25 protein-coding genes are annotated in these 25,160 nt (G+C 49.1%); 14 read left to right on the plus strand and 11 right to left on the minus strand.

The window, feature by feature from the left end:
- Positions 1 to 406: 406 nt before the first annotated feature.
- From DCW36_RS08800 to DCW36_RS08810, 3 genes are all read right to left on the minus strand, one after another.
- Positions 407 to 1,585 (minus strand): ribonuclease D, encoded by a 1,179-nt coding sequence (locus DCW36_RS08800; RefSeq protein ID WP_114782172.1) that lies wholly within the window; start codon positions 1,583 to 1,585, stop codon positions 407 to 409.
- A 145-nt stretch (positions 1,586 to 1,730) separates the two neighbouring features.
- On the minus strand, positions 1,731 to 1,961 hold the full coding sequence (locus DCW36_RS08805) for a hypothetical protein (protein ID WP_114782173.1): 231 nt from the start codon (positions 1,959 to 1,961) through the stop codon (positions 1,731 to 1,733).
- 270 nt (positions 1,962 to 2,231) lie between these two features.
- Positions 2,232 to 3,971 carry a M28 family metallopeptidase gene (locus DCW36_RS08810; protein ID WP_114782174.1) on the minus strand — a complete coding sequence of 580 codons (1,740 nt, stop codon included), beginning with the start codon at positions 3,969 to 3,971 and terminating at the stop codon, positions 2,232 to 2,234.
- A gap of 457 nt (positions 3,972 to 4,428) precedes the next feature.
- Between DCW36_RS08810 and DCW36_RS08815 the strand changes: the two genes are divergently transcribed.
- The 8 genes from DCW36_RS08815 to DCW36_RS08850 all read left to right on the plus strand — a co-directional run bounded on the left by DCW36_RS08815 (position 4,429) and on the right by DCW36_RS08850 (position 13,384).
- On the plus strand, positions 4,429 to 7,185 hold the full coding sequence (locus tag DCW36_RS08815) for a 2-oxoglutarate dehydrogenase E1 component (protein ID WP_114782175.1): 2,757 nt from the start codon (positions 4,429 to 4,431) through the stop codon (positions 7,183 to 7,185).
- Positions 7,186 to 7,287: 102 nt separating this feature from the next.
- Positions 7,288 to 8,835 carry a 2-oxoglutarate dehydrogenase complex dihydrolipoyllysine-residue succinyltransferase gene (gene odhB, locus DCW36_RS08820; protein WP_114782176.1) on the plus strand — a complete coding sequence of 516 codons (1,548 nt, stop codon included), beginning with the start codon at positions 7,288 to 7,290 and terminating at the stop codon, positions 8,833 to 8,835.
- 243 nt (positions 8,836 to 9,078) lie between these two features.
- Entirely contained in the window at positions 9,079 to 10,482 is a 1,404-nt protein-coding gene (gene lpdA / locus DCW36_RS08825) for a dihydrolipoyl dehydrogenase (protein WP_114782177.1), read from the plus strand.
- A 509-nt stretch (positions 10,483 to 10,991) separates the two neighbouring features.
- Positions 10,992 to 11,828 (plus strand): ABC transporter ATP-binding protein, encoded by an 837-nt coding sequence (locus DCW36_RS08830; protein WP_114782178.1) that lies wholly within the window; start codon positions 10,992 to 10,994, stop codon positions 11,826 to 11,828.
- A gap of 2 nt (positions 11,829 to 11,830) precedes the next feature.
- Positions 11,831 to 12,031 carry a hypothetical protein gene (locus DCW36_RS08835; protein WP_114782179.1) on the plus strand — a complete coding sequence of 67 codons (201 nt, stop codon included), beginning with the start codon at positions 11,831 to 11,833 and terminating at the stop codon, positions 12,029 to 12,031.
- Positions 12,032 to 12,035: 4 nt separating this feature from the next.
- Positions 12,036 to 12,770 (plus strand): hypothetical protein, encoded by a 735-nt coding sequence (locus DCW36_RS08840; protein ID WP_114782180.1) that lies wholly within the window; start codon positions 12,036 to 12,038, stop codon positions 12,768 to 12,770.
- 1 nt (position 12,771) lies between these two features.
- Positions 12,772 to 13,140, plus strand: a complete 369-nt coding sequence (locus DCW36_RS08845) for a GntR family transcriptional regulator (protein WP_114782181.1) — start codon at positions 12,772 to 12,774, stop codon at positions 13,138 to 13,140.
- Positions 13,141 to 13,174: 34 nt separating this feature from the next.
- Positions 13,175 to 13,384: a hypothetical protein gene (locus DCW36_RS08850; RefSeq protein ID WP_125185381.1), complete on the plus strand. Its 210-nt coding sequence runs from the start codon at positions 13,175 to 13,177 to the stop codon at positions 13,382 to 13,384.
- A 70-nt stretch (positions 13,385 to 13,454) separates the two neighbouring features.
- On the opposite strand, the gene DCW36_RS08855 is transcribed toward DCW36_RS08850, so the two are convergent.
- Positions 13,455 to 14,033 (minus strand): hypothetical protein, encoded by a 579-nt coding sequence (locus tag DCW36_RS08855; RefSeq protein WP_114782182.1) that lies wholly within the window; start codon positions 14,031 to 14,033, stop codon positions 13,455 to 13,457.
- A 124-nt stretch (positions 14,034 to 14,157) separates the two neighbouring features.
- On the opposite strand from DCW36_RS08855, the gene DCW36_RS08860 reads away from it, so the two are divergent.
- Positions 14,158 to 14,646 carry a GNAT family N-acetyltransferase gene (locus DCW36_RS08860; RefSeq protein WP_114782183.1) on the plus strand — a complete coding sequence of 163 codons (489 nt, stop codon included), beginning with the start codon at positions 14,158 to 14,160 and terminating at the stop codon, positions 14,644 to 14,646.
- A 175-nt stretch (positions 14,647 to 14,821) separates the two neighbouring features.
- On the opposite strand, the gene DCW36_RS08865 is transcribed toward DCW36_RS08860, so the two are convergent.
- Complete coding sequence (locus tag DCW36_RS08865) at positions 14,822 to 15,388, minus strand: DUF4864 domain-containing protein (protein WP_114782184.1); 567 nt, start codon at positions 15,386 to 15,388, stop codon at positions 14,822 to 14,824.
- A gap of 231 nt (positions 15,389 to 15,619) precedes the next feature.
- Here DCW36_RS08865 and DCW36_RS08870 point away from each other — a divergent pair, with 231 nt between their 5' ends.
- From DCW36_RS08870 to DCW36_RS08885, 4 genes are all read left to right on the plus strand, one after another.
- Positions 15,620 to 16,417: a phosphatase PAP2 family protein gene (locus DCW36_RS08870; RefSeq protein WP_114782262.1), complete on the plus strand. Its 798-nt coding sequence runs from the start codon at positions 15,620 to 15,622 to the stop codon at positions 16,415 to 16,417.
- Between the two features lie 249 nt (positions 16,418 to 16,666).
- Positions 16,667 to 16,927 (plus strand): hypothetical protein, encoded by a 261-nt coding sequence (locus DCW36_RS08875; RefSeq protein ID WP_114782185.1) that lies wholly within the window; start codon positions 16,667 to 16,669, stop codon positions 16,925 to 16,927.
- Between the two features lie 168 nt (positions 16,928 to 17,095).
- Complete coding sequence (locus DCW36_RS08880; protein WP_114782186.1) at positions 17,096 to 18,187, plus strand: DUF3616 domain-containing protein; 1,092 nt, start codon at positions 17,096 to 17,098, stop codon at positions 18,185 to 18,187.
- A gap of 293 nt (positions 18,188 to 18,480) precedes the next feature.
- Positions 18,481 to 18,924 carry a hypothetical protein gene (locus DCW36_RS08885; RefSeq protein WP_114782187.1) on the plus strand — a complete coding sequence of 148 codons (444 nt, stop codon included), beginning with the start codon at positions 18,481 to 18,483 and terminating at the stop codon, positions 18,922 to 18,924.
- An 18-nt stretch (positions 18,925 to 18,942) separates the two neighbouring features.
- Here DCW36_RS08885 and DCW36_RS08890 read toward each other — a convergent pair whose 3' ends face one another.
- From DCW36_RS08890 to DCW36_RS08900, 3 genes are all read right to left on the minus strand, one after another.
- Positions 18,943 to 20,445, minus strand: a complete 1,503-nt coding sequence (locus DCW36_RS08890) for a hypothetical protein (protein WP_394344801.1) — start codon at positions 20,443 to 20,445, stop codon at positions 18,943 to 18,945.
- Positions 20,446 to 20,543: 98 nt separating this feature from the next.
- Positions 20,544 to 20,906, minus strand: coding sequence for a hypothetical protein (locus DCW36_RS22715; RefSeq protein ID WP_205702902.1), 363 nt, complete (start codon positions 20,904 to 20,906; stop codon positions 20,544 to 20,546).
- Positions 20,907 to 21,126: 220 nt separating this feature from the next.
- Positions 21,127 to 22,479, minus strand: a complete 1,353-nt coding sequence (locus tag DCW36_RS08900) for a lysophospholipid acyltransferase family protein (protein ID WP_114782189.1) — start codon at positions 22,477 to 22,479, stop codon at positions 21,127 to 21,129.
- A 320-nt stretch (positions 22,480 to 22,799) separates the two neighbouring features.
- Between DCW36_RS08900 and DCW36_RS08905 the strand changes: the two genes are divergently transcribed.
- Positions 22,800 to 23,435, plus strand: coding sequence for a DsbA family protein (locus DCW36_RS08905; protein ID WP_164891081.1), 636 nt, complete (start codon positions 22,800 to 22,802; stop codon positions 23,433 to 23,435).
- Positions 23,436 to 23,605: 170 nt separating this feature from the next.
- On the opposite strand, the gene DCW36_RS08910 is transcribed toward DCW36_RS08905, so the two are convergent.
- The 3 genes from DCW36_RS08910 to DCW36_RS08920 form a co-directional block, all read right to left on the minus strand.
- Complete coding sequence (locus DCW36_RS08910; RefSeq protein ID WP_114782191.1) at positions 23,606 to 24,007, minus strand: hypothetical protein; 402 nt, start codon at positions 24,005 to 24,007, stop codon at positions 23,606 to 23,608.
- A 229-nt stretch (positions 24,008 to 24,236) separates the two neighbouring features.
- Positions 24,237 to 24,419: a hypothetical protein gene (locus DCW36_RS08915; RefSeq protein WP_114782192.1), complete on the minus strand. Its 183-nt coding sequence runs from the start codon at positions 24,417 to 24,419 to the stop codon at positions 24,237 to 24,239.
- A 65-nt stretch (positions 24,420 to 24,484) separates the two neighbouring features.
- Positions 24,485 to 25,000, minus strand: coding sequence for a hypothetical protein (locus tag DCW36_RS08920; protein WP_114782193.1), 516 nt, complete (start codon positions 24,998 to 25,000; stop codon positions 24,485 to 24,487).
- Positions 25,001 to 25,160 lie beyond the last annotated feature (160 nt).

Below are 25,160 nucleotides of genomic sequence, written 5' to 3' on the forward strand. Positions count from 1 at the left end.
TGGGTTGCTGCGCAGCAGCATAAAAAAGTAGCCCCGGCTAGCGGGGCTACACAAGATGAACATCCGTGACCTTTCGGCTGGGAGCTCTCTTTTGGGTAAGACAAAGATAACAAAATTATCCTATAAAAAAACTTGACTTTTAAGACAGTACCTTGTGGGCAAACTCCAGTAAGGCCAGCTACAAGAGGTTATGGAATGGAAGATACTTTTTACTAACTGGTAAAAGGGGAAAGTGAGTATGGGGAACTGTATGGAAGCGCTTTCTGCTATTGAAGTTACTCTGTGCGATTCCTTCAACCTGCTTCTTAGCTGCTCAAAAAGTCTGCTGCTCCTGCCTCCATTGCCTCTGCTGCTGTTGGCAGCTACTACAAAAGTAGTAGCTGCGGAAGAATCAATTATTTTAATCCTACTCCGTTTCTCTTGTAGCAGGTACCGGCAAAGCAATGTTTAGTTCTGCCGCAGTTTGCAGTAGGACTTCTGTTGCATACTGCTTTACGCAACGGAGTTTACCTGTCTGGCTGTATTCCGTAATAAGGCCTTGTGTAATAATAAGCCTGGTCGCAAATTCTCCGTACTTTTCAACTATCTTCTTCTGTACTTGTGTTAAGGCCTCTTTGCGCGCTTCCGTTTCCGGTGTTTTTATAGGCCGGAAAAATTTATTCGCCACATACTCGTGGCTGATATGCTGCTCTTTGGCTTCTTTCTTGGCGTTCGCCATGGTTATTACCAGCTCTTTTTCGTTAAATGGTTTTTTTAAGGCGGTGTGAATCCCCCTGCTGTGGTTTATCCATTCGCGGACATCGGTGTTGGGGTTGTTGGCAAGTTCGACTAATGCCTCGTTAGAAATTACATAGGGAGCAGGTTTGTTAAGTTTCTTCCCCATTTTTTCCCTGAAAGCAAAAAGTTCTTTCAGGATAAACTGCTGGTAAATGTTAAGCTTATAGGCGTTGCGTAGCTTCAGGTGAGGATTAACCGGTTCCGCATACGTCAGCTGCTCCAGCAAAAAGTTTTCTTCCTCCAGCCAGTCTAAACGCTCCAGTTCCTTTACCTGCTCCACCAGCCGGTCTTTTACCCGGTGCAGGTAAATGATATCAATGGCAGCATATATGATCTGATCTTCAGTGAGCGGTCTTTTATTCCAGTTGCTGGATTGCTGGCTTTTGTCTATTTCTTTATCAAATTCTGTTTTTAAGACAGTAGCAAGAGAAGAACGCTCGAAATTTAAAATTTTTGCGGCTACATCCGTATCCATCACGCCCTTTATCTTACAACCTAACTTGTTTAACAGCAAGATATCGTTGTTGGCATGGTGTATAATTTTGGTAATGTCGGGAGCTTCCAGCAGCTGAAACAGGGGCTTTAAGTCTTTTACCATGAACGGATCTATGATGAAGCATTTTCCTTTTCCGTCTGTTATCTGAATCAGGCACAGGTTAAAGCCATAGGTAAAGCGGTTCTGGTCGAACTCCAGGTCTAGTGCCAGAACAGAACTGGACCAAAGCTCTTCTAAAGCTTCCTTCAGCTCTTCATCCGTCTCTACCAGCCATATAGCTACACCGTCGTATGTCAGGGGTGGTTTTCTCATTCCCTAATTTAAAAACTTATCTGCTAAACCCATCAATCTGTTATTTTTTATTGCTGATTCAATAAAAATATGTAGGTAGTATCAACTAAAAAGGGTCTCCGTCAATAATCGAACGGAGACCCTTTTTATAAATTTATTATTTTATCTATCTAGGAGGTTGCTCTTCTTTTATTTCGTCGGCAACACCATCGGTTACAGTGGTATCCTCAACTACAATAGTAGTGTCAGCATCCAGATCTGTTTCCATATCCATATCTGTGTCTACTTCTGTTTCTACTGTTTCTGTAGTATCGGTAGCTGTATCGCTGTCGTTACCGCAAGCAGTAAAAGCTAGTAAAGCAAAGGCAGCAAACGCTAATTTTATGTTCTTTTTCATAGCAATTTCATTTGTTGAAATTATTGTAATTTGTACTTCCTTATACGCTATGGCTGCAGAAGGTTACTTAAAACCATTGTTTCTTTTCGCTATTATCTGGTAAAAGGCCTTATTTTTAGTGTGAATCACTGTATCTGCAGGGTTAACGTTTAATATTGGATTGGGTGGCTTGTGCTGATATTGCCATGTGAATATAAATTATCAGAGATTCTACTGGTATGTTAGGCTGAGACAGCGACTTTGGTATTCCGCTAGCGAGTTAGTCCGGGTTTACTGGTGCGCGTGTTCTGTTGTCGTTAGCATCGAGTCGCGGCGCGCTTTAAACGCTGAGGTAGGTTTCCACTCCGGGTACTGTTGTCCGTTCGCGATGCGGTAACCAACCATGAACAACAAACGGAGATCTTCTACAGCTCCTTCCAGGTTCCAGCTTTCTTTCACCTGGTCACTTACTTTGTGATAATCTTTGGCGATATATTCATCCTGGATCTTCTTGACATAATCATCAGGCCGGTTACGGGCTTTTACTCCCGACTTCATATACAGAGCAGGCACGCCCTGTTTTGCAAATTCAAAATGATCAGAACGGTAATAGTACCCTTTTTCCGGTGTGGGCTCCGGCACAATGCGCCTGTCCTGTTTTTGTGCCTCTTCGGCCAGTATATCTTCTACCGTGGAGTTGCCATAGCCAATCACTACTACATCTTCGGTAGGACCATAAGTATTCAAGCCATCCATATTAATGTTTGCCAGCGTTTTGTTGAGCGGGTACAGCGGATTGGAAGCATAGTATTTCGCACCTAAAAGCCCTTGTTCCTCAGCTGTTACTGCTAAAAATAGAACAGACCGTTTTGGCTTTTCAGGAAGTTGTGTAAAGGCTTCTGCCAGTTCCAGCAATCCTGCAGTGCCGCTGGCGTTGTCGAGGGCGCCGTTATAGATCTGGTCATCGGTCAGCGTTGTGTCTTTACCCAGATGGTCCCAGTGCGCGGTGTATATAATGTACTCTTCCTTCAGTTCCGGGTCAGCACCTTCCAGTTTAGCAACTACGTTTCTGGAATCAATTTCACGCAGCTCATTTTTTATTGTGAAGTTTGCTTTGGCATTGAGCGGCACTGGCATAAAATCTTTTCGTAGTGCGCTGGCCTTTAGTGCTGCAAAGCTTTTGCCGTCGGCATTAAAAAGCTGCTTTGCTTTTTCGGTAGTTATCCAGGCCTCTATGGCTGCCCGGTGCATGTTTTTATTCGATGTGCTGGTGTCGAAGTTTTCACGGTTCCAGCTTCCGGAAAGTACTTCGTAAGGATAACCGGCCGGCTCAGTTTCGTGTATGATAATAGCTGCTGCGGCGCCTTTTTCGGCGGCAATCTCATATTTGTAGGTCCAGCGACCGTAGTACGTCATCGCTTTGCCGCCAAACATGGTCGTATCTAACTTACCGGGAGCGGCAGGGCTCGGAATAGGCGGGTCATTGATGAGCATAACAATGGTTTTGCCTTTCACATCTACATTTTTGTAATCATCCCAGCCGTATTCAGGGGCAACAATGCCATAGCCTACAAAAACAATGTCAGAATTTTTTACTTCAACGGAAGGAGCAAAACGTCGCGACACGGCTACATAATCATCAGGAGACTGAAGTTTTATTTTTTTGCCTCCGGCTGTAAAGGAAGCTTCCGTTCTGGCTGTAAAACCCATCATAGGAACTTGCTGGATATAGGTGCCATCCGGGTTGCCGGGCTTCAGCCCGAGTTTCTTAAACTGGCGTGTCAGGTAATTAACAGCAGAATCTTCGCCGGCTGTACCAGGACCACGACCCTCAAAAGCATCGGAAGCCAATACTTTTGTATGCATGAGCACATCGCTGGTGGTTATGCTTTCCAGCGCAGGTTCTACGTTGGTGCTGTCGTTTACGGCGGTTTTATCCTTGTCTTCGGTCTCCGCCACCTGCCGGGAGCTTTCGCTGCAGCTAAAGGTTAACAGTGCTGGTAACGCCAGAAGCCAAAAAAAATTTTTCATATGGATCAAGTTAGGTTAATATAACCCACTTATACTGGCAACAGTTGATAATGTTAAGCTACTTTATTCTGCAGCAGTTGCCACCATAGCCACTGCTGCATTCTGATTAACGGCTGCAGGTAAGGATGAACAGAAACGGGGTGTTTAGGAGCTTGTAAACGGCTATAGGAAAACAACAATTCTTCTGTTTCAGGTAGTTTGGCTACTATTAATTACCCATTTATTTGCTTCGATATTATTACAGATTACCCTATATTTACGAACATTCGTTTCTGTTTTACAGTTAGCTATAAAATTAACAGAAAAATAAACTACCTGCTTCGGGCCGGAACTATGACAAAAACAGCCGGTTTTAAATAAAAATATTGCCCTTGTATTTGTGTATGCGAATATAAGCATTTATTTTATTTAGAATAACTTCTATCTTTGCTGTGCTAATAAGCAGTAGTAAAAACATATGGATAAATATACTTACATCGCAAATGCGCACGGAGCCTACATAGATGAGCTCTACAAGGCGTATCAGCAGGATCCAGAGTCGGTAGATTTCGGATGGCGCAAGTTTTTTGAAGGCTATGAGTTTTCTTCCGCTTACGGAGAAAACGGACATGTTGCTGAAGCAGCAGCTCCTGCTACTGCTAAAACAGCAAAGGTTGTTGAGGGTGAGTCAGAGAAAGAGGTTGCTGTACGTAACCTGATCTATGCTTATCGCACCCGTGGGCACTTACGCTCCAAAACTAATCCGGTGCGCGAGCGAAAAGATCGCAAAGCCCTGTTGGACCTGGAAGATTTCGGGCTGACCGAAGCTGACTTGGATACGGTATTCCAGGTAGGAGAGGTGATCGGCATCGGGCCAGCATCGCTTCGCGACATTGTGGCAGCGCTTAAGAAAATATACGAGTGCAGCATCGGCTATGAATACATGTATATTCGTAACCCTGAGATCCAGAAGTGGTTACAGCAGAAAATAGAAAAAGAGTCTTTAAGCTTTAATCCGGGTATTGAATATAAAAAACGCATCCTTTCCAAGCTGAACGAAGCGGTGGTGTTCGAGAACTTCCTGCACACGAAGTTCCTGGGCCAGAAACGCTTCTCGCTTGAGGGTGGCGAAACAACTATCCCGGCCCTGGATGCGATTATCGATAAAGCATCTGAACTAGGAGCCAGAGAGGTCGTGATTGGGATGGCCCACCGTGGCCGCTTAAACGTGCTTGCCAACATCATGGGCAAAACGTACGAGCAGATCTTCTCGGAATTTGAAGGAACAGCTGTTCCGGATCTTACCTACGGCGACGGCGACGTAAAATACCACATGGGCTTCTCTTCGGAAGTTGAGACGCCATCCGGACGGGTAGTTAACCTGAAGCTGGCGCCAAACCCATCGCACCTGGAGGCTGTTAACCCGGTGGTAGAAGGCTTTGTACGTGCCAAAATAGACTGCATGTATGAAAAAGATCCCCGCCAGATCGTGCCTATCCTCATCCACGGCGATGCTGCTGTGGCAGGTCAGGGTATCGTATACGAGGTTACACAAATGTCGAAACTGGCTGGTTACCATACCGGCGGTACCATTCACTTTGTGATCAATAACCAGATTGGTTTCACTACCGATTTCGTAGATGCCCGCTCCTCTATTTACTGTACTGATGTTGCCAAAATGATTGACGCGCCTGTTATTCACGTGAACGGCGACGATCCGGAGGCAGTGGTATTTGCCGTGCGTATGGCAACAGAATACCGCCAGAAATACGGGGGCGATGTATTTATTGATATGGTGTGCTACCGCCGCCATGGCCACAACGAGGCCGACGAGCCGAAGTTTACGCAGCCGCACCTCTACAACCTGATTTCCAAGCACCCTAACCCGCGCGAGGTATATAACAAAGAACTGATCAGCCATGGCGAGATCGACGCTGAACTGGCGCGAAACATGGATGCCGAATTCAGGCAGATGCTGCAGGACCGCCTCGACATGGTAAAGCAAAAGCCGCTTCCGTACAACTATCAGACTATGGAAAAAGAATGGCAGACGCTGCGCCGTTCTACGCCGGAAGACTTTAACCAGTCGCCTGAAACCGGAATTTCCGAAGAGGTGATCGAAAAAGTAGGAAAGGCACTGACTACCGTTCCGCAGGGCTTTAAGCCGCTGAAGCAGATAGAGAAACTGCTTAAAGAGCGTAAGGACATGTTCTTCGAAACCCGTGAGCTTAACTGGGCTGCTGCCGAATTGCTGGCCTATGGCTCCATCCTTGCCGAAGGTAAAGTGGTTCGTTTGAGCGGTCAGGATGTGCAGCGCGGTACGTTCTCGCATCGTCATGCTGTTATCCGCGATGCGAATAGCAATACGCCATATTCAAGCCTGAACTACATCCAGGACGAACAGCGCAAGCTGGAAATCTACAACTCGCTGCTTTCTGAATATGGGGTACTGGGTTTTGAGTTTGGTTATGCCATGGCGAACCCTAGCGCACTGGTTATCTGGGAAGCGCAGTTCGGTGATTTTGGCAACGGTGCACAGGTAATGATCGACCAGTTTATTGCGGCTACTGAGTCTAAGTGGCAGCGTATGAACGGTGTGGTGATGCTGTTGCCGCACGGCTACGAAGGCCAGGGACCGGAGCACTCCAATGCCCGTCCGGAGCGCTTCCTGCAGCTGGCAGCCGAGAACAACATGTTTGTAACGTATATCACCACTCCTGCCAACTTCTTCCACTTCCTGCGTCGTCAGCTGGCATTGCCGTTCCGCAAGCCTGCTGTGAACATGGCTCCAAAATCGTTGCTGCGCCATCCGTTGATGGTGTCTCCGATCGAAGAGTTTACGCAGGGCGGCTTCAGAGAAGTGATTGGCGATTCCATTGCAGCGCCTAAAACAGTGAAGAAGGTGTTACTGTGCTCCGGCAAAGTATACTTCGATCTGCTGGAAGAGCAGCAGAAGAACAAACGCACAGATGTAGCCATTATCCGCCTGGAGCAGCTGGCGCCATTCCCGAAAGTGCAGCTGGAGGCAGAGCTGCAGAAATATCCGAAAGCTAAAATTTACTGGGTACAGGAAGAGCCGGAAAACATGGGCGGCTGGACCTATATCCTGCGTGTGATGCGTAACAAAGTGGAAGATGTGATTGCACGTAAGCCAAGTGCATCGCCTGCCACCGGTTACATGAAAGTACACGTAAAAGAGCAGCAGGATATCGTAAACCGTGCATTCGAAATTTAAGTAAAAGTCTGGTTAATGGATGGCGGTACATTTGTGTGCCTTTGCAGCCCATTAGCCAGACTTATTTTTGATAAAAATTCGTCATTCATAAGTTAAAAAAATATGAGTTTAGAAGTTAAAGTGCCTGCAGTAGGCGAATCTATAACCGAGGTAACGATAGCCCAGTGGCTAAAGAAAGACGGTGACCGGGTAGAGATGGATGAGGTAATTTGTGAGCTGGAATCTGATAAAGCAACATTCGAATTGCCCGCCGAAGCAGCAGGCATTTTACGGATAGTGGCACAGGAAGGCGATACCATCGAGATTGGTACAGTAATCTGCCGTATCGAAGAGAATGGCGCTGCTTCGGCAGGCGATTCTGCTCCTGCTGCAGCTGCTCAACCTGCTGCTCAGGCAGCTGGTGCTCCCGCCGCGCAAGGTGGTGGCGAAACAATCGAAATGAAAGTGCCTACGGTAGGTGAGTCTATCACCGAGGTAACTGTTGCCAACTGGCTGAAAAACGACGGCGACCATGTAGAAATGGATGAAGTGCTGTGCGAACTGGAGTCTGATAAAGCAACATTCGAATTACCAGCCGAGGCTTCCGGTACGCTGCGTATCGTGGCCCAGGAAGGCGATGTGCTGGAGATTGGTGCCCTGATCTGCCGTATTGAGGCAGGTGCTGGTGCTGCTAAACCAGCTGCCCAGCCTGCTGCGCCTGCAGCACAACAGGCCGCTCAGCCGGCAGCTGCCGCTGGCGGAAGCCAGACATATGCTTCCGGTACACCTTCGCCTGCAGCCGGTAAAATTCTGGCGGAGAAAGGCGTTAACGCTGCCGACGTACAAGGTACTGGCCGCGATGGCCGTATCACCAAAGAAGATGCGCTTGGTGCCCAGAAAGCTGCTGCTAAACCAGCCGCTGCGCCTGCCGCAAAACAGGAAACTGCTGCAGCTCCTGCCGCATCTGGCGACCGCAACCAGCGCCGCGAGAAAATGAGCAGCCTGCGCAAAACAGTTGCCCGCCGCCTGGTGCAGGTGAAAAACGAAACGGCAATGCTTACTACCTTCAACGAGGTAGACATGAAGCCGATCATGGACATCCGTGCCAAGTACAAAGACAAGTTTAAGGAAAAGCATGAGGTTGGTTTAGGCTTCATGTCGTTCTTCACCAAAGCGTGTACCATGGCGCTGCAGGAGTGGCCTGCGGTTAACGCTATGATCGATGGCAACGATATCGTGTTCAACGACTACTGCGATGTGTCTATCGCTGTTTCTTCGCCTAAAGGACTGGTAGTGCCGGTTATCCGCAATGCCGAGCAGCTAAGCTTAGACGGAATCGAGAAAGAAGTAGTGCGTTTAGCCAAGCGAGCCCGCGACGGGAAACTCGGCATCGAAGAAATGACAGGCGGTACCTTTACCATCACCAACGGTGGTATCTTCGGTTCCATGATGTCAACGCCAATCATCAACGCGCCACAGTCTGCCATTCTGGGTATGCACAACATCGTGCAGCGTCCGGTAGCCATCAATGGTCAGGTAGAAATACGCCCGATGATGTACCTGGCCCTGTCCTACGACCACCGCATCATCGACGGCCGCGAATCCGTAAGCTTCCTGGTGCGCGTAAAAGAGCTGCTGGAAGATCCGATGAGATTGCTATTAGGAGTATAATTTAGTAGAGAAGGTAGAGGAGGAGAGGCTGAGAAGTTTTCTCCTCCTTTATTTTAGCTTCAGGATGAAATTAAAGTCTTATATGTCATCTCGACCGCAGGGAGAGATCTGGGTGCAATTTGCTTTTGCAGTTCATCAGATCTCTCCCTGGGGTCGAGATGACAATAAATGATGCTATAAAGCGAAAGCTTCATCTTTAGAAAAATATTAAAAATAAGAGGCAACTCTTTAACAGAATAGAAAATGAAATACGACGTAACAGTTATCGGTTCTGGTCCTGGTGGGTATGTGGCAGCGGTTCGCTGTGCACAACTGGGCCTGAAAACTGCTATCATTGAAAAATATAACGTGCTGGGTGGTACCTGCCTGAACGTAGGCTGTATCCCATCCAAAGCGCTGCTCGACTCTTCAGAGCACTACCACAACGCCGCCCATACCTTTAAAACACACGGCATCGACCTAGATAACCTGCAGGTAAACATCCAGCAGATGATCAAGCGGAAGGGCGAAGTGGTAAAGTCGAACAACGACGGCATCACGTACCTGATGAAGAAAAATAAGATCGATACCTATTATGGCCTTGGCTCTTTTGTAAGCAAAAACAAGATCAAAGTAACCGGAGCAGACGGCCAGGAGCAGGAGATTGAAACAGACAAAACCATCATTGCGACAGGTTCAAAGCCGGTTTCGCTGCCGTTCCTGCCAATCGACAAGAAGCGCATCATCACGTCTACCGAAGCTTTGACGCTTACTGAAGTGCCGAAACACATGATCATCATTGGTGGAGGCGTTATCGGGCTGGAGCTTGGTTCGGTATATGCGCGTCTGGGAGCAAAGGTATCGGTGGTGGAGTATATGGATTCCATCATCCCGACCATGGACCGTGCGCTGGGCAAAGAGCTGATGCGTGTACTGAAGAAAACGCTCGGCTTTGAGTTCTACATGAGCCACAAAGTAACAGGCGCTACCAACACAGGCGATGCCGTACAGGTAACTGCCGAAACACCAAAAGGTGAAACTGTAACCTTCGAGGGTGACTATGTGCTGGTATCAGTAGGCCGTAAACCCTACACCGAAGGGCTTGGCCTGGAGAATGCCGGTGTGCAGATGGGCGAGCGCGGCATGATTGCCGTAAACGACCACCTCGAAACCAACGTGCCGGGTATTTTTGCCATTGGCGACGTAGTGCGTGGCGCCATGCTGGCACACAAAGCCGAAGAAGAAGGTGTACTGGTAGCAGAGTACATGGTGGGCCAAAAGCCGCATATCAACTACAACCTGATTCCTGGAGTTGTTTATACCTGGCCGGAAGTGGCTGGCGTAGGCTTTACAGAAGAGCAGCTGAAGGAGCAGGGGCGTGCCTTTAAATCCGGTTCGTTCCCGTTCAAAGCTTCAGGGCGCGCCAAAGCGTCTATGGACACCGACGGTTTTGTGAAAGTACTCGCCGATAAGGAAACAGACGAAATCCTGGGCGTACACATGATCGGGCCACGTGCCGCCGACATGATTGCCGAGGCAGTAGTAGCCATGGAGTTCCGTGCGTCGGCAGAAGACATTGCCCGCATGAGCCACGCCCACCCAACCTACACCGAAGCCATGAAAGAAGCCTGCCTCGCCGCCACAGAGAACAGAGCCATTCATATCTAAGCTTAGCAATACATACTATCATATCAGCAGCGCCATTCCGCAAGGGGTGGCGCTTTTGTTTTAGACCGTTGATGGTAGGATGGAAGGGTGGATGTGATTTCAGGTTTGTCTGAATCAGGATTTACCGAATTTTAGGATTTTCAGGATTTCTGGACCAGATTTCCTTTTCTGCTCCCGCCACCATAGCCGCTGCTCCACGCTAAGCATGCCGCCGTTGCCGTGTGTTATCACCGGCAACAACAAAAGTTCTGCTGTACCTGCCACCATTCCCTCTCCTCCTCCTCCAATCTTTCGAGCCTGTCTACTGCCTTCTAACGCTAATCCTGAAAATCCTGAAATTCCGCAAATCCTGATTCAGACAAACTTAAAATCACATTCATCCTTCCATCACTACCATCAACGATCAAAAATAATTTCTTCAAAAAAGCTTGCAAATTCAAAAACCTTTCGTACGTTTGTAGTGTACTAAGTAACTAGTACACTAAAACAACAGGTAACAAAATATAACTATGATAACCTTACAAGATGTTCAGTTCAGCTACAAAAAGAACAAGCCGCTGTTCGACCACCTGAACCTGACCCTGCAGCCAGGCTTCATTTATGGTTTGCTGGGTAAAAACGGGGCGGGTAAAACATCGCTGCTCAAGCACATCGCCGGTCTGCTGTACCCGGATGCGGGTGTTTGCAATATCTTCGGGTACGAGGCGCAGGCGCGGAACCCGGAGATGCTGCAGGATATTTTCCTGGTGCCGGAAGAGTTTGCGCTGCCGGGGGTGTTGCCAGCATCGTATGTAAAACTGCACGCGCCATTCTACAGCAAATTCAACTACGAGCAGCTGAACCGTTACCTCGCCGAGTTCGACATTCCGACCGATACAAAACTCGCCAACATGTCGTACGGCCAGAAAAAGAAGTTCCTGATTTCCTTTGCCCTGGCCACCAATGCCCGCCTGCTCATCCTCGACGAGCCCACCAACGGCCTCGATATTCCATCCAAAAGCCAGTTCCGCAAGATTATGGCATCGGCGCTCGACGAGGAAAAGGTGGTGATCATCTCTACACACCAGGTGCGGGACCTGGAGAACCTGATCGATAACGTGGTGGTGCTGGAGAAGGGGCACATCATCTTTAACCGGAACATTGCCGAGATATCCGAACGGATGGCCTTTGAGCACAACCTGCGTGGCGTGGACGAAACCGAGATTCTGTACGCAGAGGATATGCAGGGGCGCAGGGCCGGCATCGTGAAAAACCAGTCGGGCCTGGAAACCCGTGTAGACCTGGAGCTGCTGTTTAACGGCATTGTGAAAGATGCCGCCGTTATTAACAACCATTTAACCTATTAGCCATGCAAGTTTTCGCTAACCTTCAAATTGCTAAGCTGCACCTGAGCCTCGGTTCGTTGGGCGTTGCGCTTGTTGCGTTTGGTTGTGCCTTCCTGGTGCAGACAAAGCAACTGGAGCTGAATTATGCTTATCCTGTCGAGGTGCTGCTAAAAACCGTGCTTACCGACGATGTATTTATAACCACCAGCCATTGTACAAAATAAAACGATGAACCCTCAATTCAATTCTACAAGACTAGGCTATTTTATAAAGCGGCACCTGTACCTGAATGTCAGCTCGCTCTGGATAGCCATTGCAGCCGTAGTAGGCACCCTGCTGGTGATCTCTGCGCTGTTCGCTTACTTTAACCCGGGTACGCTGCCCGGCCTGCGGAACCTCTACCTGGTCGTGTTTTTTGTGGGCGGCTACTTTTTTACAAGTAAGATTTTCGACGAAATGCACACCCCGCAAAAAAGCTATTCCTTCCTGACGCTGCCGGTGTCGGCAACCGAAAAGCTGATCGGGGGCTGGATTATTACCGGACCGGTCTATGTGCTCGTGTTTGCCCTGTTTATGGTGCTGCTCCTGTTCATCAGTTCATTAATAGCAGACAGGCCGGAAGCGTTACCGTTTCTTTTTGACAGCAACTTCTTTACCAGTATCAAGGTTTTTCTGGTAACGCAGACCATCTTTTTCCTGGGTGCCTGCAGCTTCAGGGGCAACAACTTCCTGAAAACACTCCTGATGCTTTTTGTGCTGGTGCTGCTGATTGGCATGTATGGCAGCGGATTGGCTTTTCTGCTCTTTGGTGAAGGTAACATAAGCGTTAATGCCTATCCGGCAGACCTGAAGAACACCATGGAGTTTATTATTAAACAGGTAATTCCTTTTATCTTCTGGTATCTGCTGGGGCCTTTCCTATTACTGGTATCGTATTTTAAACTTAAAGAAAGGCAGGTGTAGTATGGAATTCAGAGAATCACAAGCGATCTATTTGCAAATTGCCGAACGCTTTTTCGAAAACATTCTTCAGAAGAAGTGGACCAGTGGCGATAAGATCCCATCCATCCGGGATATGGCAGTTGAGTTTGAAGTAAACCCCAATACCACCATGCGTACCTTCAATTACTTACAGGATAAAGGCGTGATCTACAACAAGCGGGGCATCGGCTACTTCCTGGCCGACGACGGCCTCGAAAAAACCATCGCGCTTAAAAAAGAGCAGTTCCTGCAGGAGGAGCTTCCGCTGTTCCTCAGAACCATGCAGCTGCTCGGCCTCTCGCTCGACGACCTGAAAGCCTACGTGCAGAAGCACCCGCTGGCCGGCTCCTGAAAAAGCATGTAAGGGTAAAGAAACGACAAAGACAATGAAAAAGATCATGACAACAAGCAATAAACTCCTGCTGGGCCTGCTCCTGGCGGTGCTGCTCTTTATAACCGTGGTGGCTGGTGTTGCCAAATATTATGGCTATAGAGGCACCTTTCAATATGAGAAAGGTTATTATTTAGAACCACCTGCCGTTCCGGAGACACCAACGCCGCCAGCGCCACCGGCTCCGCCAGTGCCCAGCGAGTAAAAACATACCTGCCTAACCAAACTATGAAAAAGGCTGAATGCCGGAAACAGGAGGCGCTGTAACAGGCGCTTCAGGCTTCCGGCATTTGGTTTTTCAGCAGCTTCACCAGTTTGGCTGCACCCTCATCCGAAGGCAATGCCTTTACCGGCGGCAGCCCCAGCCATTCGTGGCGTACCTGGTTCAGGAGGGGCAGGTCTGCCGCAGCCGTTTTATACTTTGCTGCTGCTGTCACCATAGCCACTGCTGTTTTCAGGGCGTTAGCTTTTACGCGAATGGTATTGGCTGCATAGCGTGCCGGGTGCAGGTGCACATGCCGCCCTGCCTCCACACCCCACCGCAGCACCCAGTCTGTGCCATCAGCAAGCGTGATAATTTGATAATCGGAATCTGCAGCACCTATAAACTGGCGGTAAGCTTCCGGTTCCAGTACATGCCGGTGCTGCAACTGCTGTATCACCTCTTCTGCAAGCTGCAGGGGCGTGAGCTGCCCTGTATACAAATCGAGCTGCGAACTGCCCAGCGTCAGCAGATCTGCTTTTAAGGCTGCAGGAGCGGCCTGGGTGCCTTGCCGGATAAATTCCCGGATGTAGCCCAGGTGGTGCTTGAGCGGATGGAACAGGACAGGCTTTGGCAGATCAGGTAAAAACATAGTCCCTAAACGATTCCTGCAGGAGAAGGTGGCACACAACACCGCCGGCGCTCCTGTGTCTGCTGGCCGCTGTAAAGCTTTGGCGTATTTTTTATCTTTGCGCCAACATGACAACAAGCATCCTATGAAGGACCATACTGCAGGTGCACCCCAGGGAGCACAGATAGTCGATTTTACGCCTGAGCATGCCATTGCCTTCCGAAAACTGAACGAAGAATGGATTACCCGCTACTTCGTGCTGGAGGAGGCGGACGTAAAATCGTTAGGCGACCCGCAGGGCTACATTCTTGCCAAAGGCGGTTTTATCCTGATGGCTTTGTATCGGGGCGAGGCGGTAGGTACGTGTGCCCTGATAAAAGAGCATGACGACGTTTTTGAATTGGCTAAGATGGCTGTGACAGAAAAAGCGCAGGGCCTGAAACTTGGCATGGCTTTAGGCAAAGCAGCCATAGCAAAGGCAAAAGAAGCAGGCGCAAAAAAAGTGTACCTGGTATCGAACAGAGGCCTGCACAGTGCCCTGAACCTGTATCGCAAGCTGGGCTTTGTGGAAGTGCCCATGCCGCCCAGCATTTACCAGCGTGCCGATATTAAAATGGAATTAATGATATCTTAACAAACGGGCAAAGTGGTACTGCCATGGAGTGGATAAAGCGGTGGAGGCAGTAGCAGCATAGTAAAATTAAGTGATCAGTGGCTGGTAAAGCTGCATTTTTATCCAGCCAGAGCTGCCGCAGCACCTTCTAGTGGTGCGGCAGCTCTGGCTGGTGCAATTAAACAAATTATCGGCATCAGGTGAAGTAAACAGGACTTTCCGGTTCCATAATCGATACGTTTGCGGTCAGCCAGCAGCCTCTGTACGGCCCTCTTTTCTGTTTGGTCAGGGTAAACATGTAGGCTGTTTCTGCCCCGTCGCGGCCTTTAACTACCACCAGCTGGTGCGCGGTGTCGTCTGTTACAACTAGTTGGCCTGCTTTGTACGAAACAAAGTTGAGCATTGGCTTGTAAGCAGGGTTCCGTACCATTATCCGGAAGTGGTTCAGGGGGCCCAGCAGCATTCTGTTGGCGGGCGACGAAAAGTTAAACACTGTAATAATACCGCTATCGTTCCGGTCATTTTTCTGCAGTGCAACCAATTGTATCTGAATCACCTGTCGTGGCGAAAGCGCTTTCGACGGGTGCGTAATATCGCCATTATCCAAATCCTGTTCTTCTTCGTCACTTGATGGAATCGTATAGGCAGGATAAACCTGCATCTCTCGTATTGGTTGTGCCGGGAACTGAATCCAGAGCAAAACCAGTAAAATAATTCCCACACCCAGCAGGAGTTTATCTAATATATATCCATGCTTCCTCATACAAAATATGTACTTTAAATGCAAGCGGTTTGTTGTGTTTTGCTTTACATCTGGGTGAACAGCGCAATATCTTATGGCTGCAGCAGCGGGAGTGGTAACTGGTGCAGCAATTCCAAAATTGCCTTGGAACCCAGTGCTGCAGGAGCAGTGGACTTGTTGCTGTTCAGAACTTACCACCACAAAACAAGTATTACCATAAAACGAAAGCAGTACAACCACAGCACTCCTTTTATGAGAAATCTTTTATCGCAAAAAGTAAGAGAAACAGTTCAGGCCGTGCTGCAGCACCCTGTGATCATGTGGCTGCGGAAGCGCTACCCGCGGCCTTTTTACTTTATTATTTACCGGTTTAGCACTACTTCTTTTATGGGCCTGCCCCTCACCCTGCTGGTAACGGTGTTTATGCTCAATATGCTGCTCCTGTCGCAGCTCACTGAAGAAGTGGTCGAGTCGAATGGCGTTATTATGGTGGATGAGCATTTTACCGCTTCCATTTACAGCGTGCGTTCGGAGTGGCTGAGCAGCGCCTTTTTCCTGCTTACCCAGTTGGGCGGGCGGGAGGCTGTGTTTATAGTAGGCGCTATTATTACGGGCGTTTTTCTGTACAGGCAGCGGTACGTGGCTATTCTGGCTTTCTGGCTCATGGCGGGCGGAGCGGGTTTGTCGGCTAGGTATGGTAAAAAGATTATCAGCCGCGACCGGCCTGCTGACGTGGCCTATTACCAGGAAAGGTATTTTTCGTTCCCCAGCGGACATGCAACTACCGCAGCTTCCAATTATGGCTTTATTGGATATTTGCTTTTCAGGCATTACAGAAGGCGCAGTTACCGGAATATCGTGTTCTGGGCTACCTCCATCATCATCGGGCTTGTTGGGTTTAGCCGCATCTACCTGGGAGTTCATTTTTTAACCGATGTGCTGGCGGGCTTCCTGCTCGGAGGTATGTGGCTGCTCATTGGTATCAGCCTGATGGAAGTAATGAGCTACCGGAAAGCGCTTGGAGCAAGAAACGAAGAAGACGTGATCTAAAGGCGATGTGTTATTTGTTACATTTTGTTAAAGGAACAGCAGCCGGGCAGCAGCCAGGGGGAATAGGTTCGATGTGGTGTTTTTCCGGGAATTGGCTATGAAAATTAATAAAAAAGGGAGATGGTGAAACAATATTTCGGGAAAGCCGATAAAATAACACTAGGTAGTTCTGGTGGCTGAAGCAACAAGGGTTTTGGTGCAGCTGCCAGGGCGCTTTAAATAATACAAGTTAATTAAAATTTTAAAACTATGGAAACCGCAAATAATAAAACTACGACCACGAAATCGGGTTCGCAGTTTAACGACATGCTGAACAAAAGTGGATTACAGGAACTGCCGCATAAAATACAGCAGTTTGGTAGCACTACCTTTGATAAAGTAAACAACTTAAGCACAACACAAAAAGTTGTTGGTGGTACGCTGCTTGCCCTTGGTGCAGGCTGGGTAACCATGAACTCTATGAAAGGAAAAAATATCCTGGGCCAGAAGAAGATGCACCGCACTTCGTAACGCTCCTTTAATATTTTGAATACCGAAGCCAGGCAGCCATGCCTGGCTTCGGTGTTTTAAAGTGTGGCAGAACATCAGATCTTTATAAATTAACCCGTTACCTCTCCTGCCATCAGCCGTACACAATGCAGTCGGTTTTTTTTTATCCTTCACCAGAATTTATAAACCATGGAGCAACAAGTTCTGCTGCAGTTTGATGCTGCGCAAAGTTATTCCCCCGATGGGGAGCATGTCCGGAACGATTTATCTACTGTACTGAATACCGGGAAAAATCTGTGGCTGGCCTGTGATGAACGTGCCACAGTGGAGCGGCTGACGCAACTGGAAGATGGTACCTACGGAAAACATAAGTCCTTTAAACTAAGCGACTACCTGGACCTGCCGGGGAAAGCCGGCGAAGAAGTAGACATAGAAGGAATGGGGGTGGCCGGTAACTACCTCTGGATTATTGGTTCGCATAGCCTGCGCCGCAAAAAGCCCCGCAAACACGACTCTGTAGAAGACCAGATGAAACGGCTGGCAAAAGTAAAGGCACAGGAGAATCGTTATATGTTGGCCCGCATTCCCATTGTGTACGAGGAAGAAACCGGCGATTACACGCTGCACAAAGCGTGTCCCCACCCCGACCATAAAGACAAAATCTTGCATGCCGCCCAATTGAAAGGAAGCAAAAAGGGAAACGAGTTAACCAAGGTGCTTCAAAAGGATGAGCACCTGGCAGATTATTTCAGGATACCCAGCAAAGACAACGGCTTCGACATTGAAGGATTGTGCATCAGCGGAAAACGTATTTTTATCGGGCTTCGGGGGCCGGTGCTGATGGGTTGGGCCCTGGTGCTGGAGATTGAGGTAGAAGAGGACGAAGACAAGCACGGCTACCTGCACCTGAAAAAGATTACCTCCGAAAGGCCATACAAAAAGCACTTTCTGCACCTGAAGGGCAAAGGCATCCGGGAACTGCGCATCAGCAACGACGATATTTTTGTACTGGCCGGCCCTACCATGGACCTGGATGGTGTTATCGCGATTTATAAATGGCGCAATGCCTTAAAGCAGGAAGGCGACTCGATGGTATGGGCCAAAGACCTGGAACGCCAGTTCGAGGTACCGCATGGTTCCGGCAAAACATCCGGCCAGGACAAGGCAGAAGGACTGGCTTTTTTTGATGATACCACCCTGCTGGTCGTATTCGACAGCCCAAAAGATGAACGCAAAGTAGGGGAAGACGGTGTGCTGGCCGACCTGTACAAGGTGCAGTAACAGGAATGGTGACAGTGGCTGCAGAACTTCAGGAGCAGTTTGATGGTTGCCAAGTAGGAGGTAAAGCAGTGGTGGGAGTAGCTGAGACAAAATTTAGCGGCAGTTGGCACATTTTTTTTCTGCAGCTACAGTCACCAGAGCCTCTGCTCTTCAGCAAAAGCTATTTGCTATGTTGATGTGTATTGATTTGAGTGCCAATGGTATGAGTTAGTGAGCGGGCTGTGTTGGGTTAATCTTTTCACCAACTGTCGTGTACTTTGCGTATACAAGCCCAAACAAAATCTACTAAAACTATGAGTGTGATAAAAGCATTGGCAGGTGGCCTGGCAGGCGCCTGCATTTTAACGGTGGCGCATGAAAGCTTAAGGCGCATGGTACCCGAAGCCCCGCGTATGGATTTGCTGGGCATGCGCGCGATTGCCAAAACAATGAAAAAAGCAGGCGAAGAGCCACCGCCAGACGATGAGTTGCACACATGGGCATTGGTAGGAGACGTTATCTCAAATTCGGTTTACTACAGCTTTACCGGCTCGGGCAAAAAAGCTTTGTGGCGTGGTGCGCTGTTAGGCGCCAGTGCAGGCGCAGGCGCTATTTTACTGCCTGGTCCGCTGGGGCTGGGCGAAGCTCCTGCTAACCGTACGAACCAAACCAAAGCCATGACCTTCGGCCTGTACCTGCTGGGCGGACTGGCTGCCGCTGCGGTAGGCTACGCGCTGGCTTCAGATGAGGATGAGTAAACAGGTTTTGTGCCTGTGCTATTCCTTAGCGGTGGCGCAGGCACAAAGCATTTCTCTTTTTGGTTTTACAGTCTGATAACCGGGTCGCGTAGGCTCCTTCATGTATACTACATGCAGTTTCGTTACCTGTTGGTCAGGATGCTGCTCGTTCCACTGGCGCAGCAGGTAGTGGCAGTAGTAGGGGCGGATGGCACTGTTGCTGATAAAGAGGTAGTTTTCCGAGTACTTCCGCCACCTGTCGTTCTTGAACATAGCCATCACAGAAGCCGGTTTCGCATAATCAGCTTCCTTGCCCTTCTGGTTCAGGTCTATGGTTTTGCCGGCAGTTGTGCTGCCTTCCAGCACATACCAACCATCATCTTTAAACACAACAGGAGCAAACATACCCCAGCGCTGGTCGGTGCGCAATAAAATACCAAGCCACTTTGTATGCTCCGGAAGCTTTGGCAGGTGCAGGTTCGTTTCGCTGATATTCCACCAGATACTGTAAAAAAGCATCACCCCCACAAACACTTCCCTGAACTGTCGTTGCCTGGCTACCTGCAGGAACGTCCGTGGCCACTGGAGTTCTACCCGTACCGTTACCGGAAAGCTTATTTCCCTGAACACACGCTTGAACTGCCCGCTGAACGGCCGTTTGAAAGATGATAGAAAACGTTGCTCTATCCAGTCCATGGCATTGGCAGGAAGCAGCCCTGTTACCGAAGCGATACTGATGAGGTAGAATAGCCCGACAAACAGCGTAAGGCTGATGCCTATATGGAGCAGCACCAGCACCCCCGCCACCAGCAACCGGAAGAAGGCGTTATAGAAGGGTATGAGCAACAGAAATGGAAGCAGCAGTTCGGTGTAGTAGGTGCCGAGGGTTAGCAGGCGGAGCAGTTCCGGGTATGGGTAAATGAGTTTGCCAAGCGGCATCAGGATCTGGTCGAGGCTTAGGGCGTAGTAGAGGGCAGTACCTTCCGAATTCCATTCGGGCGAGTTTTTCAGTAAGGCCGCACAAACATACAGCAGGAACAGCTGCAGGATGTAAGCAGCTGTGGCAGCACTAAAATACCGGGTTTCTGTAGCAGGTGTCGAGGCTTTGGCAGCGTCGTATGAGTAGAACCGGCCCCACGGCAGAAATATACCCCAGAAGAGCAGCATCCGGAGCAAATCATCGCCGCCCTGTGCAATAAGCACATTCCGGTTCTGGAGCGAGATCAGCAGCAGCCAGGTAGCAATGGTGGCAAACCTTGTTTTGTAGCCCACCAGCAGGCTGGTAGCACAAACAGCAGCCACCGCAAAAAGCACCGCCTGGAACTGCCATAAACCACTGAAAGCATGAAATGAAAAAAAGTACTGATGCCAAGCATGCTGGTGCAGTGCATGGAGCGGCAGCACGCCTGTGTCAGCATAATGGGCTTCCAGGTCGGTGGCTCTTATCGCCAGATCCGTAAGTACGATACCTGCCAGCCAGATGCGCATCAGGGCCAGTGCCCGCAGGTCAACGGTAAAAACTTTTCGTAAATAGCTCCCCACAAAATTCATTTTCCAAAAATTTACGGTTAAAGCAAAAAGGCAAATACCGGTTGGTGTTTGCCTTTTTGTTCATGCATTACATATCAGTTGTCTGGTTACTAGTAAGTGGTGGTTCCCGAGGTGGTACCGGAAGTGGTGCCAGTGGTCGTACCCGTTGTTGTGCCAGTAGTCGTTCCTGTCGTTGTACCAGTGGTAGTACCGGTTGTTGTTCCGGTAGTGGTACCCGTTGTCGTGCCGGTCGTCATTCCTGTTGTGCTGCCTGTGGTCATCCCGGTGGTTGTACCTGTCGTGTCCTGTTCATAAGTTCCCATCGTGTCTGTTTCTTCTATAGTAGCATCACTGGGAGTGGAGGTGCCATAAGGCGGCTCGCTGGTAGTTTCTGTAGTGCTTGAAGAACAAGCAGATAAAACGGTGCCGGTCATTAACGCTAAAGCCAGGCAGTTCACGTAAGTTTTTCTCATAGTTTTGTAGTTTTTAAAGAGACTAAATCTAATTATCATTTTACGAAGAAATTAGAAAAACAGGTAATGGGGTGTGCTGGAATAAATACTGTTTTTTGCTTCAGTAATAAGCTGGTTTAAAAATGTTTGAGAGAAACGTTTTGCTTTATATTTCAAACCATATACACCGGGTCGGGAACTGAAGGCAGATGGGATGTTTTTCTGAGACGGGGCGTGATGTTTATTCCTTCTTGAGCTTCTGCAGGTAAAGCATGCGCGCCTCTTCCAGCGCTATAAGCACTTTCTCGCGCTGTTCCCTGAGCTTTGATAAAAGTGTGCTCCTGTTCAGGAACAGCTTGAGCAGCAGCCAGTGGTCCTGTATGCGCTCAAACGTGTTCCAGTACTGCAGCGTAAAAAAGCCGCTGACGGGGAGGCTGACCATGTAGAGCAGCAGGTAAAATAAGTTCGGTACTAAGTGCCAGAAGAGGATGCTCTGGAGCAGGTAGAAAAGCGGGAAAGAGAAAATGCCTACGGTCATCATGATAGGAGCCATAAACTCCTGCGCCTCTGTAAGCCGTTTCGCCACTTTGGAGGGAATAATGTACGGCAGGTAGTTGTTGAGCAGCCCGTACAGGTAAAGCGGAAAGCAAAGCAACAGGAAAATGGTCATCCGGATGCTGTGGCGCAGCAGCTTGGTGTGGCCTTTCCGCAGCACGGCGTCCTGTAGCCGTAGCCGGTTCAACTGAAGCCTGTAGTCGGATATCTGCTGTTTCAGGTTCTGGAGGAGTTCCGGGGCAACTTCGTTGAAATAAGACAGGCCTTTTACAATAGATTTGGTAAGCAGGAAATGATGTTCGTGTTCGGGTGCTGTTATCTGGGAGCCGGCTGCCAGTCTGGTTCTGTAAATTTCCTCGATGTTACGCACCAGTTCGTCCTCCTCGTCCGATGCGGTTACGATAATCAGCTTCTCCAACTGCTGCCTGATGTGGTCTGTAAGGGCTTTAACCGCAGCTGTCGGGTCGGTGTTATATGCCGGCAGAAAAGAAGCCACGTCAATCGGGTTGCCGACATTTACAAAAAGGTCGCTCCTGAAGCGGGTTGGGTCGGAGTAGTTAAGCCCGACGGGCAGTATTCTTACCCCCAGCGGTTGGTGTGAAGTAGCCTCCACACCAAGTGCAATACGCGCTGTGCCTGTTTTGATCTTGCGAAGCCGCCGCTCGTTAAAGCTGTTCCCTTCCGGGAAAATAAGCAGTGACTTGCGCTCCCGCAGCGCTTTAAAACAAGCCTTAAAGGTTTCTTCGTTGCTGATGTTCAGGTCAGGATTATCTTCCCGGCGGTGGATCGGGACGAGGTTCATGTGCTGGAGCAGCCAGGTGCGGAAGGGGGTGCTGAAGACGGTACTTTTGGTGATAAAGTAGACCTGCTGTCGCAAGAGCGTTGCTGTTACAATCGGGTCCATGAACGTGTTCGGATGATTGGATACAACCAGCAGCGGACCTTCTGTGTCCATCAGGTGACGGTTGCGCACTTCAAACTTCCTGAAAAATACCCACAGCCCAATCCGGGCGATAAACTTCAGCACATTGTACAACATGTCTTTAGGTATAGTATTATATTACCTTATACGGCGTATAGCCCGAAATAATCCTGTTACTACTTGTCCCATTCGCGTGAAATCTAATGTATCAGGAGTACAGATAGCATATTGTTGGAGCAAGACAGCAGCAATTTTCGCATTAACCGGAACATAGGAAAGTCTAAAGCAATATAGCGAAAGTTAAGTTAGCTCAGGCTTTGTTTGGTGTCCTGTATTCAATATTTTGCGTAGCAGGAGGTAACAGCCTGCCGCTGTCGTGATAAACACGTTGTTACGCCGGTACATCATCTTCTAACAAACGAATAAAAATGTCCAGTATGAAAAAGCCAAAAGTGTTTTATGTGTACGATGCCCTTTGCGGCTGGTGTTATGGTTTCGGTCGGGTAATGAAACAGTTTCACGCAGACTATAAGGATCTGTTCGAATTCGAGGTGATTAGCGGCGGCATGATCACAGGCGACAATGTGCGGCCCATCAGCGGGATGGCGGAATACATACGGCATGCCATGCCACGCCTGGAGCATGTGTCGGGTGTGGAAGTGGGCGAACCCTACAAAACAGGAATTCTGGACAAAGGTACTTATATCACCAACTCGCTGCCGCCGTCGGTGGCGCTGGTTATCCTGAAAGAGCAGGCGCCGGCGGAGCAGGTGCCACTGGCGCGGGCTATACAGCACTTGCATTTTGTGGAAGGCAAAGACCTGAATGAGGTGGAAACTTACCTGCCGCTGGCCGGGGAATACGGCCTGGCAGAAGCCGATTTTACAAAGAAGTTTACCGATGAGCAATATACTGCCAGGGCAAAGGAAGAGTTTGAGCTGGTGCAACGCTGGAAAATTACCGGTTTCCCGGCGGTTGTGTTGCAAAAAGGCGAGCAACTGTACCTGGTGGCGCGGGGCTACCTGCCCTACGACCAGCTGCAGGAAACGGTGAACAAGGTGCTGGAGGAGTAACCCCACACTACCGGAACCCTGGTGCCGAAACAGGCGCCGGTTCTGATGGGCAGAGGCAATGGTGGCAGGGGCAGAACACTACTTAAACCCGATCCGGTTCTAAAATCTTTCTGCAGCCACAGTTACCATTGCCTCTGCAGCTACTGTCTGCTTTGGCTGTTAATTCTGCCTCAGGCCTCCTGAAGCATAAGCCAGTCGTAGGCGGAGGTAAGGTCTTCGAAACTGCGAATTTGAAACGGAAGCTGCTTGGTGTATGCCTGCATAAGTTGCTGTTGCTGCCGGTCTGCTTCCACATTAAATGGATTCAGAATAGCAAACCGTTTCAGGGGCAGCTGGTACAGCGCGTTCAGGTAATTTTCCGATGTCCATTGCAGGTCCTCTGCCGAAAGCGGAGAAAGGAGGCGCCGGTCCACGATGGCAAAGTTCACATCGTGTGTTTTAGAGCATTGCACCGATTGCTGCAGCGCCTGCCGGTATTGCAGGCTGGTGCAGGTGCCATACCACTGGCTGATCAGGATTTTGTCAGGCTCATGGTATTCTATATGTAAGTACTCTGATTGAAAGCAAACCATAGAACAGAATAAATTGGTAATACTACTCTTACAAAAGTCAGGGACACAGCCTTAAGCTGTACCAATTAAAAGCGGTAGAAGTTAACAAAGGAACATTTTACAACAGGCAGACTCCGGCCACAAGTATCTTTCAGTAACCTCGCCTGTTAGCTGCAGGTGCTGCATGGCCGCTGTTTCCTGTTATCCCGGTAAAATAGGCTGCAGCCGCGACTACAGCTTTTGCTGCACATTATGGCTTCTTCTCTTCGCTTTTTGTGGTGGGATTGTCATTTTCTTCCTTTTTGTCTTGTTCGTCTGGCGTAGTGTCTGGCTCGTCTGTTTTGGTGCCCTTCAGCGGTTCCGGGTTTTCGTCGGGCACTACCTTGCTCTCATCGGAGTTGGTGATAAAGTCGTTTTCGCGCGGTGTTCTCATAGGTAAGTTGGGTTTGTGTGTTGTGGTTTTGCAAAGCAGCTGCCTTGCCTGGTGCTGGTTGGCTGCTACAGCCTCATCTGTTTGCGTACATACGCCTCCAGTTCGTTCCTGGAAGCAAGCGCTGCGTATTTGTCGAGTGTCTTGTTTTTGGCGCGGGCATCTTTTGCCTTAATCTGGCTGTACAATTTTAAAATGCTTTCCAGGCCGCGCATATTTGCCCTTAGTTCGTTTTTATCGCCTTTGTTTTCGATCAGGTACAGGCCTTTCCCGAAAACAAATTGCGGCACAATCATATCTTTATAGGCAAAGCTTTTGTCTTTCAGAATACTTTCGATAAAGGTACCGTCTACCATTACCGTGTACGGTGCGCCTTCCAGCCATTTAAATACATAGGCTGCTTTGTCTTTCCGGTCTTTAAAATTTTCCGGGAAAGCATTGTCTTCCAGCCACCGTATGGTCTGGGCAATCTGGGCCGTGTCGCGGAGATATTCCTCCGGTGTGCTCCAGTTGACTTTCTGCGCCTGGAGTGCAGGGGCTGTAAAGCAGCAGATCAGCAGGAGTAGCAGGTAAACTTTTTTCATAAATAAGCAGGGCGCCAGGTGCCAAAGTTAAATTTAAGTTAAGTTTTTTAGCTCTTGTCGAAGAAGCCCGAAGGCTTAGTGGGAGAGTTTGGTTCCGGCGGGTAATTAAAAGCCATTTTGCCGTTGCACGACCTCCACAGCGGTATCCGGGAGTTTGCGG

Source organism: Botryobacter ruber, assembly GCF_003347595.2.
GTDB classification, from domain to species: Bacteria; Bacteroidota; Bacteroidia; order Cytophagales; family Hymenobacteraceae; genus Pontibacter; species Pontibacter ruber_A.

Excerpts from the sequence above, each read along its gene's own strand:
- DCW36_RS08800 (WP_114782172.1), bottom strand. The coding sequence starts at position 1,585 with ATGAGAAAACCACCCCTGACATACGACGGTGTAGCTATATGGCTGGTA.
- DCW36_RS08805 (WP_114782173.1), bottom strand. The coding sequence starts at position 1,961 with ATGAAAAAGAACATAAAATTAGCGTTTGCTGCCTTTGCTTTACTAGCT.
- DCW36_RS08810 (WP_114782174.1), bottom strand. The coding sequence starts at position 3,971 with ATGAAAAATTTTTTTTGGCTTCTGGCGTTACCAGCACTGTTAACCTTT.
- DCW36_RS08815 (WP_114782175.1), top strand. The coding sequence starts at position 4,429 with ATGGATAAATATACTTACATCGCAAATGCGCACGGAGCCTACATAGAT.
- odhB (WP_114782176.1), top strand. The coding sequence starts at position 7,288 with ATGAGTTTAGAAGTTAAAGTGCCTGCAGTAGGCGAATCTATAACCGAG.
- lpdA (WP_114782177.1), top strand. The coding sequence starts at position 9,079 with ATGAAATACGACGTAACAGTTATCGGTTCTGGTCCTGGTGGGTATGTG.
- DCW36_RS08830 (WP_114782178.1), top strand. The coding sequence starts at position 10,992 with ATGATAACCTTACAAGATGTTCAGTTCAGCTACAAAAAGAACAAGCCG.
- DCW36_RS08835 (WP_114782179.1), top strand. The coding sequence starts at position 11,831 with ATGCAAGTTTTCGCTAACCTTCAAATTGCTAAGCTGCACCTGAGCCTC.
- DCW36_RS08840 (WP_114782180.1), top strand. The coding sequence starts at position 12,036 with ATGAACCCTCAATTCAATTCTACAAGACTAGGCTATTTTATAAAGCGG.
- DCW36_RS08845 (WP_114782181.1), top strand. The coding sequence starts at position 12,772 with ATGGAATTCAGAGAATCACAAGCGATCTATTTGCAAATTGCCGAACGC.
- DCW36_RS08850 (WP_125185381.1), top strand. The coding sequence starts at position 13,175 with ATGAAAAAGATCATGACAACAAGCAATAAACTCCTGCTGGGCCTGCTC.
- DCW36_RS08855 (WP_114782182.1), bottom strand. The coding sequence starts at position 14,033 with ATGTTTTTACCTGATCTGCCAAAGCCTGTCCTGTTCCATCCGCTCAAG.
- DCW36_RS08860 (WP_114782183.1), top strand. The coding sequence starts at position 14,158 with ATGAAGGACCATACTGCAGGTGCACCCCAGGGAGCACAGATAGTCGAT.
- DCW36_RS08865 (WP_114782184.1), bottom strand. The coding sequence starts at position 15,388 with ATGAGGAAGCATGGATATATATTAGATAAACTCCTGCTGGGTGTGGGA.
- DCW36_RS08870 (WP_114782262.1), top strand. The coding sequence starts at position 15,620 with ATGAGAAATCTTTTATCGCAAAAAGTAAGAGAAACAGTTCAGGCCGTG.
- DCW36_RS08875 (WP_114782185.1), top strand. The coding sequence starts at position 16,667 with ATGGAAACCGCAAATAATAAAACTACGACCACGAAATCGGGTTCGCAG.
- DCW36_RS08880 (WP_114782186.1), top strand. The coding sequence starts at position 17,096 with ATGGAGCAACAAGTTCTGCTGCAGTTTGATGCTGCGCAAAGTTATTCC.
- DCW36_RS08885 (WP_114782187.1), top strand. The coding sequence starts at position 18,481 with ATGAGTGTGATAAAAGCATTGGCAGGTGGCCTGGCAGGCGCCTGCATT.
- DCW36_RS22715 (WP_205702902.1), bottom strand. The coding sequence starts at position 20,906 with ATGAGAAAAACTTACGTGAACTGCCTGGCTTTAGCGTTAATGACCGGC.
- DCW36_RS08900 (WP_114782189.1), bottom strand. The coding sequence starts at position 22,479 with ATGTTGTACAATGTGCTGAAGTTTATCGCCCGGATTGGGCTGTGGGTA.
- DCW36_RS08905 (WP_164891081.1), top strand. The coding sequence starts at position 22,800 with ATGAAAAAGCCAAAAGTGTTTTATGTGTACGATGCCCTTTGCGGCTGG.
- DCW36_RS08910 (WP_114782191.1), bottom strand. The coding sequence starts at position 24,007 with ATGGTTTGCTTTCAATCAGAGTACTTACATATAGAATACCATGAGCCT.
- DCW36_RS08915 (WP_114782192.1), bottom strand. The coding sequence starts at position 24,419 with ATGAGAACACCGCGCGAAAACGACTTTATCACCAACTCCGATGAGAGC.
- DCW36_RS08920 (WP_114782193.1), bottom strand. The coding sequence starts at position 25,000 with ATGAAAAAAGTTTACCTGCTACTCCTGCTGATCTGCTGCTTTACAGCC.